Annotated in this window: 8 protein-coding genes; 4 read left to right on the top strand and 4 right to left on the bottom strand. The window is 71.4% G+C overall.

Translation table 11 applies throughout. The annotated features are described in order from the left end of the window. The coding region (locus tag FV218_RS08000) for a diguanylate cyclase (RefSeq protein ID WP_147709334.1) at window positions 1–239 on the top strand (239 nt) is incomplete at its 5' end. 130 nt (window positions 240–369) lie between these two features. Here FV218_RS08000 and FV218_RS07995 read toward each other — a convergent pair. Then, window positions 370–1,158: a DUF4239 domain-containing protein gene (locus FV218_RS07995; protein WP_147709333.1), complete on the bottom strand. Its 789-nt coding sequence runs from the start codon at window positions 1,156–1,158 to the stop codon at window positions 370–372. A 69-nt stretch (window positions 1,159–1,227) separates the two neighbouring features. Beyond that, window positions 1,228–1,965 carry a methyltransferase domain-containing protein gene (locus tag FV218_RS07990; protein ID WP_147709332.1) on the bottom strand — a complete coding sequence of 246 codons (738 nt, stop codon included), beginning with the start codon at window positions 1,963–1,965 and terminating at the stop codon, window positions 1,228–1,230. Between the two features lie 112 nt (window positions 1,966–2,077). On the opposite strand from FV218_RS07990, the gene trmD reads away from it, so the two are divergent. The 3 genes from trmD (at window position 2,078) to serA (ending at window position 5,924) form a co-directional block, all read left to right on the top strand. Beyond that, window positions 2,078–2,785 (top strand): tRNA (guanosine(37)-N1)-methyltransferase TrmD, encoded by a 708-nt coding sequence (gene trmD, locus FV218_RS07985; protein WP_246685030.1) that lies wholly within the window; start codon window positions 2,078–2,080, stop codon window positions 2,783–2,785. Window positions 2,786–2,958: 173 nt separating this feature from the next. Beyond that, window positions 2,959–4,125: a phosphoserine transaminase gene (locus FV218_RS07980; RefSeq protein WP_147709330.1), complete on the top strand. Its 1,167-nt coding sequence runs from the start codon at window positions 2,959–2,961 to the stop codon at window positions 4,123–4,125. Window positions 4,126–4,331: 206 nt separating this feature from the next. After that, window positions 4,332–5,924: a phosphoglycerate dehydrogenase gene (gene serA / locus FV218_RS07975; RefSeq protein ID WP_147709329.1), complete on the top strand. Its 1,593-nt coding sequence runs from the start codon at window positions 4,332–4,334 to the stop codon at window positions 5,922–5,924. A gap of 81 nt (window positions 5,925–6,005) precedes the next feature. Here the strand turns inward: serA and FV218_RS07970 are convergent, their stop codons facing one another. Continuing rightward, a complete protein-coding gene (locus FV218_RS07970; protein WP_147709328.1) occupies window positions 6,006–8,156 on the bottom strand; it encodes a methyl-accepting chemotaxis protein in 2,151 nt (716 codons plus the stop codon). A 246-nt stretch (window positions 8,157–8,402) separates the two neighbouring features. Then, a complete protein-coding gene (ilvA, locus tag FV218_RS07965) occupies window positions 8,403–10,007 on the bottom strand; it encodes a threonine ammonia-lyase, biosynthetic (protein ID WP_281407807.1) in 1,605 nt (534 codons plus the stop codon). Between the last annotated feature and the right edge of the window lie 26 nt (window positions 10,008–10,033).

The raw sequence follows: 10,033 nt of genomic DNA, 5'->3' as shown, positions 1-10,033 counted from the left end.
GGGCGGCCGCGGTGGTGGCGCACAACGTCCGGCGGCGTTGCGCGGCGTTGCGGGTGCCCACGCCGGGGGAGGAACGCGTGGGCCTGACGGTCAGTATCGGGGTCGCGACATGGTCGGGCCGGGACGGGATGGACGGCGTGATGCGGCGGGCCGACGTGGCCCTCTATGCGGCCAAGGCGGGCGGGCGGGACCGGGTGTCGATGATGGCCAACGACGCGTTCATCGAATGCATCGGCTGACACGACGCGCTCGGTTGAGCCCCGTCCCGGGCGAACGGCGCGGCCGCGTTCGAGCACGTCCGTCGCGCGAAGCCGGGTCCGACCCGCTCCACCAAATCCGGGGTCAAACAGGCAGCAGCCTCGCCGACAGCTACCCGCGCCCCTCCAGCATCACCGCCTTCGCCCGCTCGATGGGTGTCGGGCTCATGGCCATGGGGCCGTCGAAGGGGCGCTCGTGGAGCGCGATGACCCCGAGGGTCGTCACCATGGCGACGGAGAACAGCGTCAGGGTCGTCACCTGCGCCATGGGGCGTTCGAGGTGGACGAGGCCGATGGAAACGAGGGTCAGCCCGGCGAGCACCATCAGGGTCAGCCATTTCGACTGGTCGCCCTGGGCATCGCTGAGGGCGAGGCGCTCGCCCCGGGCCGTGCGCAGGTTCATCACCGCGTCGAGCAGCAGGGCGTGGGCGGATTGTCCGGCGACGTCGTGCTTCGGGTCGGCCGCCACCGCCATGAGACGCCCCAGGGCCGCGCCCGCCTCCAGGGACGACAGCCCGTCCGTCATCTTCGGCCATTCGTCGGTGATCAGGGCGTCGGCGTAGGCCACGAGGGCGGTGCGGATCTCGCGCATGTCCGACACGGTGGCGAGGCTGAGGTCGTGGACGGCGAGCAGGTTCGAGCGCTCGTTCTGCACCACCCGCGCCGCCTGACGCTGGCGCTCCCAGGCGTCGTTGGCGACGAACCCCGTCAGCAGGGCGAGCAGCACCGAGATCGCCGTGAAGTAGGCCGGGATCACACCGGTGCCGACGAACAGCACGGCGGGTCGCGTCCAGGGCAGGTTGCTCAGGAGCACGAACAGCCCCGTGGCGGCGGCGAACACGCCGGCGAGGGTGGTGAAGATCAGCCAGACCGGAAGGTCGAGCCACAGGCCGAGGATCACGCTGCGTCTCCCGTCGAACAGGTCCGACGGAACCGTAGGGCGCCGGCCACTACCGAAGGGTGAAGCCCGTCAGCGGCGGGTCGGGGCGGCCCGCGTCGCCGTGTCCGGGCAGGTCCGGATCGCCGCCGGTTCCGGCCGGGCCGCGACGGCGGGGGCCTCGAAGATCGCGAGGTAGCCGACCCCGCCATCGAGGACCGAGAACCCGGTCTCGCGGTAGCCCATGGCGGCGAGCTCGCAGCGGAGCAGGGCCGGCGGCGTGCCGTGCCGCGACGGGATCGCGTCGGCGTCGACGATGCCGACCCGGCCGCCGGACTTCATCGCCGCCGCGAGGTTGTGGAGCAGGCCGAACGGCTGGGTGATCTCGTGGTACATGTGGACGAGGACGGCGGCATCGACGGAGGCCGGGGGGAGCCGGGGATCGTGCGGCTCGCCCCGCACCACCGTGACGTTGGGGAGGTTCGCCACCCGGCGCTCGAGGTCGGCGAGGTAGGACGGGGTCACGTCCTCGGCGAGGATACGGCCCTGCGGGCCGACGCGCTCGGCCAGCCGCACGCTGTAGTAGCCGCTCCCCGCGCCGATATCCGCCACGGTCTGGCCCGGCGCGATCCCCATCAGGCGGGCGACCTGCCCGACCTCGTCGACGCGGTCGCGCTGGCCCTCCAGCGCCCAGAGCGGGGCGATGATCTCCGCCACCGGCCGGTCGGGCTTGGGGAAGGCGGCGGCCGGGGCGCCCGGCGGCCCGAGGGGCTCGGCGGCGAGGGCCGGCAGGGTGAAAAGGGCGACGGCGAAGGGGACGAGGCGCATCATGGCGGGATAACCGCCGCCGCCCCGCGGAAGTGCCGGGCCATGGCGCGTTGACCCGCCGGCCCGGCCCGCGTCATGGAGCAGCATGACTTCGATAAGCATGACTTCCAACAGCATGACTCCGACGAGCATGGCTTGGCACGCCACGATCCTCACCCTCTACCCGGAGATGTTTCCCGGGCCCCTCGGCCACTCCCTCTCGGGCGAGGCCCTGGTGCGGGGCACCTGGGCATTAGAGGCCCGCCAGATCCGCGAGCATGGGCTGGGCCGCCACCGGGCCGTCGACGACAGCCCGGCCGGGGGCGGCGCCGGCATGGTCCTGCGCTGCGACGTGCTCGCGGCGGCCCTCGACGCGGCGGCCCCGGCCGACGACCCGCGCCCGCGCCTGCTCATGAGCCCGCGCGGAAAACCCCTGACCCAGGCCCGCGTGCGCGCCCTGACCGAGGGGCCGGGCGTCATCGTCGTCTGCGGCCGGTTCGAGGGCGTCGACGAGCGCGTCATCGAAGGCCGCGGCCTGGAGGAGGTCTCCATCGGCGACTACGTGCTGTCGGGCGGCGAGATCGCGGCGCTCACCCTGCTCGACGCCTGCGTGCGCCTGCTGCCCGGCGTCATGGGCAAGGCGGCGTCGGGCGTCGAGGAAAGCTTCGAGGGCGGCCGCCTCGAATACCCGCACTACACCCGGCCGCGGGACTGGGAGGGGCGCACCATCCCGGACGTGCTCACCGGCGGCAACCACGGGGCCATCGCCAGGTGGCGGGCGGAGGAATCCCTGCGCCTCACCCGCGCCCGCCGGCCGGACCTGCTGGATGCGCCCGAGTCCTGATCCACAAGTCGTGATGCAGTGGACGCGCCGCCTGTAGGCTGCCTCAAACGGCATTCGTCGAACGCCGACTAATCTTCACAAAAAGAAACTTGCCTTCGGGTGGGTCGCGGTGCATCGCTCCGGGCGGGCCACTCCTCCCCAACGAGGAGCTTTCATCTGGAAGGATGACCATCATGAGCCGACCCACCACGCGCCCCCGCGTGCCGAATTTCTCGTCCGGTCCCTGCACCAAGCGCCCCGGCTGGAGCCTCCAGGCCCTCGAAGGCGCCGCCCTCGGGCGCTCGCACCGCTCCGCCCTCGGCAAGGCCAAGCTCAAGGAAGCCATCGACCTCACCCGCGCGGTGCTGCAGGTCCCGGCCGATTACCGCATCGGCATCGTGCCGGCCTCCGACACCGGCGCCGTCGAGATGGCCATGTGGTCGATGCTCGGGCCGAAGACCGTGGAGGTCGTGGCCTGGGAGGCGTTCGGCCTCGAATGGGTCACGGACGCCCTGAAGGAACTCAAGATCGCGCCGAAGGTCCATGTCGGCGCATACGGCATCCTGCCGGACCTCGCGGCCGTCGATACCCGGCACAACGACGTCATCTTCACTTGGAACGGTACCGCCGCCGGCGTGCGGGTGCCGAACGGCGACTGGATCGCCGCCGACCGCGAGGGCGTCACCATCTGCGACGCCACCTCGGCCGCCTTCGCCATGCCGCTGGCCTGGGACAAGCTCGATGTCGTGACCTTCTCCTGGCAGAAGGTCATGGGCGGCGAGGCCGCGCACGGCATGATCGTGCTCTCGCCCCGCGCCGTCGCGCGCATCGAGGGCAACACGCCCGCCTGGCCGGTGCCGAAGGTCTTCCGCATGGCCAAGGACGGCAAGCTCATCGAGGGCATCTTCAAGGGCGACACCATCAACACGCCGTCCATGCTGGCGGTGGAGGATTACCTCGACACCCTGAAATGGGCCCAGGGCATCGGCGGCCTCGACGCGCTCCACGCGCGGGCCGACGCCAACGCGAAGGTGGTCCACGACTGGGTGGCCCGCACGCCCTGGATCGGCCATCTCGCCGCGGATTCCGCCACCTACACCAACACCGGCGTGTGCCTCGTCATCACCGATCCGGACGTGCTGGCCAAGGGCGACAAGGCCGTGGAGGCCGTGGCCAAGGGCATGGCCGACACCCTCGACCGCGAGGGCATCGCCTACGACATCGGCGCCTACCGCGACGCCCCCGCGGGCCTGCGCATCTGGTGCGGCGGCACGGTGGAGGCCTCGGACCTCGAAGCCCTGATGCCGTGGCTCGACTGGGCGTTCGCCGCCGAGAAGGCGAAGCTCGCGCAGGCCGCGTAGGACTGCGGCGCGCTTCCTTCCCCCATAAGGCAGCCCTCCCACCGACGGATGTGTCGGCGTAAGGCGCAACGGGCTCCCTCTCCTTCCAGGAGGGGGAACCCGTGCGTCCCGCGCCCCGTGTGCAGGCGGTCATTCGCAGGGAGGGGGTGAGGTACCCTGCGCGTCACCCGAAAAATCCCCTTTTCCCCAAAATCCCGGAGGCCGTCATGGCTGCTCCCAAGGTGCTTATTTCCGACGCCCTCTCCGACGCCGCCGTGCAGATCTTTCGCGATCGCGGCATCGACGTCGATTTCATCCCCGACCTCGGCAAGGACAAGGAGGCGTTCGCGGCCATCATCGGCCATTACGACGGCCTCGCCATCCGCTCGGCCTCCAAGGTCACCAGCAAGGTCATCGCCGAGGCGGGCCGCCTCAAGGTCATCGGCCGGGCCGGCATCGGCGTCGACAACGTCGACGTGGCGGCCGCCACCGCGCGGGGCATCATCGTGATGAACACGCCGTTCGGCAATTCCATCACCACCGCCGAGCACGCCATCGCGCTGATGTTCGCGCTGGCCCGCCAGCTGCCCCAGGCCGATGCCTCGACCCAGGCCGGCAAGTGGGAGAAGAACCGCTTCATGGGCGTCGAGCTGACGGCCAAGACGCTCGGCGTCATCGGCTGCGGCAACATCGGCGCCATCGTGGCCGACCGGGCCATCGGCCTCAAGCTCAAGGTCGTGGCCTACGACCCCTACCTGTCGCCGGAGCGCGCCGTCGAACTCGGCGTCGAGAAGGTCGAACTCGACGCCCTGCTGGCGCGGGCCGACATCATCACCCTGCACGTGCCGATGACGGACAAGACCCGCAACATCCTGTCGGCCGAGGCGCTGGCGAAGACCAGGCGCGGGGTGCGGATCATCAACTGCGCCCGCGGCGGCCTCGTCGACGAGGTCGCCCTGCGCGCCGCCCTCGATTCCGGCCACGTCGCGGGGGCGGCGCTGGACGTGTTCGTCACCGAGCCGGCCAGGGAGAACCCGCTGTTCGGGCACCCGAACGTCATCTGCACGCCGCATCTCGGCGCCTCCACCAACGAGGCGCAGGAGAACGTCGCCCTTCAGGTGGCCGAGCAGATGTCCGACTACCTGCTCCAGGGCGCCATCACCAACGCCATCAACTTCCCGTCCATCTCCGCCGACGAGGCGCCGCGCCTGAAACCCTTCGTCGCCTTGGCGGAAAAGCTCGGCTCGTTCCTCGGCCAGCTCACGGAAGCGCCGATCAAGGGCATCCGCATCACCTACGAGGGGGCGGTGGCCGCCATGAACACCCGCGCCCTGACCTCGGCGGCCATCACCGGGGTGCTGCGGCCGTTCCTCCAGGACATCAACATGGTGTCGGCGCCGGCACTGGCGCGGGAGCGCGGCATCGTCGTCGACGAGATCAAGCGCGAGGGCGCGGCCACGGACTTCGAATCGGTGATCCGCATCACCGTCGACGCCGAGGACATGCCGCGCGACGCCGCCGGCACTGTGTTCCACGACGGCAAGCCCCGCGTCATCGAGATCCGCTCCATCGCCATCGACGCGGCGTTCGCGCGCCACATGCTCTACGTGCGCAACCACGACAAGCCGGGCTTCATCGGGCGGCTCGGCAGCATCCTGGGCGACGCCGGGGTGAACGTCGCGACGTTCAACCTCGGCCGCGAGGAAGAGGGCGGCAGCGCCATCTGCTTCTGCGCGGTGGATGCGCCAGTCTCGGAGGCGGTAGTGAAGCAGATCGACGCGATCCCGCAGGTGCGCCGGGTCCGGGCGGTGAGCTTCTGAGACGACTCAGTAAACGTCCGACGCTCGGGCGATCCCGAGCGTCGGAGCAGACCGGGATCGTCCGATCGGTGGGAAGCCGGCTCAGGCGGCCCGCACGGTGGCGAGGAACCCGTCGACTTCCGCCCGCAGGCTCTCGGACTGGCGTGCGAGGTCGGCGGAGGCCTGCTGGACCTGTCCGGCGGAGGTCCCGGCTTCGTCGGCGGATCGGGCCACCGCCGCGATGTCCTGCGTCATCGCCCCGGTGCCGGCCGAGGCCTGGCCCATGTTGCGGACGATCTCCTGGGTGGTGACGCCCTGCTCCTCGACGGCCGCCGCGATGCTGCCGGTGACCTGGCTCATGCCCTCGATGCGGCTGACGATGCCCTGGATCGCGCCGGCGGCCTCCCCGGTGGCGGCCTGGATCGCCTCCACCTGCTGGCCGATCTCCGTGGTCGCGCGCGCGGTCTGCTCGGCCAGGCTCTTGACCTCGGCCGCGACCACGGCGAAGCCGCGTCCGGCTTCGCCGGCCCGGGCCGCCTCGATGGTGGCGTTGAGCGCCAGCAGGTTGGTCTGGCCGGCGATCTGCGAGACGATCCCGACGACGTCGCCGATGCGGGCGGCGGCGGCCGAGAGCCGGCGCATGGTCTCGGCAGTGCGGCTCGCCTCGTCCACGGCATTGCGCGACATGTCGGCGGCCTGTTCGACCTGACGGCCGATCTCCTCCACCGTCGCGCCGAGTTCCTCCGCCGCCGCCGCGACGGCGTCGACGTTCCCGGCGGTCTCGTGCGCCGTCGCCGCCACGGTGCCGGAGCGCCGCGCGGTCCCGGCCACGGCGCTGATCATGCTGTCCGAGGCGTGGTTGAGGCCGGAGGCCGCCTGCGAGACCGTCTCGACGATGCGGCCGACCGAGCGCTCGAAGCCGTCGGCGAGGTCGGCGAGCAGGGCGCGCCGATCGGATTCCTCGCGCATCCGCGCGGCCGCATTCGTCTCGAGCTGCCGGGCCGCGTCCTCGAGGGAGATGTCCCGGATGGTGACGACGGCGCGGGCGATGCCGCCGATCTCGTCGGTGCGGCCGGCGCCCGGCACGTCGGCCAGGGTCTCGCGGCGGGCGAGGGCGTCCAGCGCCCGGGTGAGGGCGCCGAGGGGACGGACGATGGAGCGCGCGAACAGCAGGCCGAGGAGCGCCGTGGCCGCGAGGACGCCGAGGGCCGCAAGGGCGAGGGCGCGGGTGAGGGTCGCCACGGCACCGAGGATCTCGTCGTCGGATTGCGTGGCGACCAGGGTCCACGGCGCGCCCATGACCGAGACCTTGGCCGTCGCCGCCATGCGCTCGCCGTCGGCGGCCGCGTAGCCGAAGGCGTGGCCGGTGCCGAGGAGGGCCGGCGTCAGGCCGAACCCCGCGGCCTCGGTTCCGGCGGTCGCACCGCCACCCAGGGGGGCATTGCTGCGCAGGCGCCCGTCGGCGCCGACCGCCACGACCTGACCGGTGTCGCCGAGGCCGCCGCGATCGGACAGGGTCCGGTCGAACAGGGCGGGCGTGACGCGCATCACCACGAAGCCGACGCGCTCGGCCGCCTGGCCGGTTCCCATGGCGACGTTGGCGCGGCGCGCGATGGACCGCCCGAGGAAGGCGGAGGGACCGGCCTCGGCCGGGTAGGGCGCGAAATCCTCGAACAGGGTCGCGTCCGCCTCGCCCGCCCTCAGGCGCTGGACCAGGCGGGCGAGGCCGGTTTCGGCGAACGCGCGCTCGGACAGGGCGTGGGCGAAATCCGCGCCTTTCGTGGTGGTGTAGACGAGGCGCCCGTCCTCGGAGACGAAGATGAGGTCGGCGTAGCCGCGCCGCTCGACGAGCTTGCGCGCCACCTCCTGCACCTTGCCGTGACGGCGCCCGTACATGGTGCCCGTCGCCTCGGCGGTGAGGCGATCCTCCGGTCTGGCCGAAGACGTGTAGGCCTGGACGATCTGGGCGAAGTCGGCCTTGGCCGGATCGAGGGCTTCGACGAGGTCCGCGAAGTTGCCGCCGACCTGCGGGTTGGCCGCCGTGGTGGCGAGATCGCCGGCGGCCCGCTCCGCCACGAGTTCGATGCCGATCTTGCGGGCGTCCGCCGCCAGTTCCAGCCGGTTCTGGGCGCCCTCGACGAGGCCGGACCGGGCGAAGTGCCAGCTCAGGCCCCCCATGGCCGTGGCGCTGACGAGGGCGAGGCCGACCGTGATGGCGGGGAGGCGGACCTTGAGACTGGCGAAAGCGGACATTCGGCGGCACCACGAGAAGGGGCCTTTCCTCTGCCGAAAGAACTCTAAGAATCTCTTATTAAGGCGCCTGCACGCAGGACCATCGTCCGATCAAGTCCAGACAAGTCCCTATAATAGGTCTGAATCCTGATCCTATTGCTAGTGTTGCCTCAGTAAACAACCGTAAGTTTTGCTTCTGATGCACAATTCGCGTTTTCGGACCCAAGCGGCCGCACGCGGAGAACCCGGCCGCGGGCGACCGATCGCTCAAGCGTGCGTCGCCGCCGTCCCGTCGTCGAGGAACATCCGGTAGGCCGGGTTGTCGGTCTCGTCGATGCAGGGATAGCCCAGTGCGTCGATGGCGGCGTCGAAGCGGGCGCGCTCGGCGGGCGGCACCGCGATGCCGGCCAGGACCCGGCCGTAATCGGCGCCGTGGTTGCGGTAGTGGAACAGGGTGATGTCGAACCCGTCGCCGAGGCCGTCGAGGAACTTCATCAGGGCGCCCGGGCGCTCGGGGAACTGGAAGCGGCAGAGGCGCTCGTCGGCGAGACCCGTCGCCCGGCCGCCGACCATGTAGCGGATATGGACCTTGGCCATCTCGTTGTCGCTCATGTCGAGGGCGCGGTAGCCGGCCGCCGCCAGTTCGGCGATGAGGGCGCGCTTCTCCGGCGCGCCGCCGGGCAGGTTGATGCCGACGAAGATCTGGGCGTCGCCACCCCGCGCGTAGCGGTAGTTGAACTCGGTGATGGCGCGCGGGCCCAGGGTCCGGATGAAGGCGCGGTAGGCGCCGGGCCGTTCGGGGATCGTCACGCCGAGCAGGACCTCGCGCTGCTCGCCGAGCTCGGCGCGCTCGGCGATGTGGCGCAGGCGGTCGAAGTTGAGGTTGGCGCCGCTGGAGATCGCCACCAGCGTCCCGGTGCCGCCGCCTTCGCGCGCCGCGTAGGCCTTGGCCCCGGCGAGCGCCAGGGCGCCGGACGGCTCCGAAATGGCGCGGGTATCATCGAAGATGTCCTTGACCGCCGCGCACATGGCGTCGGTGTCGACGGTGATGACCCCGTCGAGGTGTTCGCGGCAGAGCCGAAACGTCTCCGCGCCGGCCTGGCGCACGGCGACGCCGTCGGCGAACAGGCCGACGGTGGGCAGGATGACGCGCTCGTTCGCGGCGAGCGCCGCCGCCATGCAGGCGGCGTCGTCCGGCTCGACGCCGATCACCCTGGTCTCGGGCCGCAGGTACTTCACGAAGGTCGCGATGCCGGCCGCCAGGCCGCCGCCGCCGATGGGCACGAAGATCGCCTCGATGGGCCCGGAATGCTGGGTCAGGATCTCCATGCCGATGGTGCCCTGGCCGGCGATCACGTCGGGATCGTCGAACGGGTGCAGGAAGGTCAGGCCCTGGGCCGCCTCCAGTTCGCGGGCGTGGCCCAGGGCCTCGTCGAAGGCGTCGCCGAACAGGATCACCTCGGCGCCGCGTGCCCGGCAGGCATCGACCTTGATGGCCGGGGTGGTGCGCGGCATCACGATGACGGCGCGCACGTTCAGGCGCGCGGCGGCGAGCGCCACCCCCTGGGCGTGGTTGCCGGCCGAGGCGCAGACGACGCCCCGCGACAACACCTCCGCGGAGAGGCCCGACATCTTGTTGTAGGCCCCGCGCAACTTGAACGAGAACACCGGCTGCAGGTCCTCGCGCTTCAGGAGGACCGGGCGCCCGAGGCGCGCGGACATGCGCGGCATCGGATCCAGCGGGCTCTCGATGGCCACGTCGTAGACGCGGGCGGTGAGGATCTTTCGGATGTAGTCGGTCAAGGAGACACGGGCTCCGGCGGTGGTGCGGTGCGGAAGATTGTTGCCCGCACATAGGCCGTTGCCGGACAAGAAGCGAGGGAGGCCGATTCGCGAAG

The sequence above is a fragment of the Methylobacterium sp. WL69 genome, from assembly GCF_008039485.1.
Classification (GTDB): Bacteria; Pseudomonadota; Alphaproteobacteria; order Rhizobiales; family Beijerinckiaceae; genus Methylobacterium.
The sequence above is the reverse complement of the archived record's forward strand: the minus strand, read 5'-3'. Positions and strand labels throughout refer to the sequence as shown.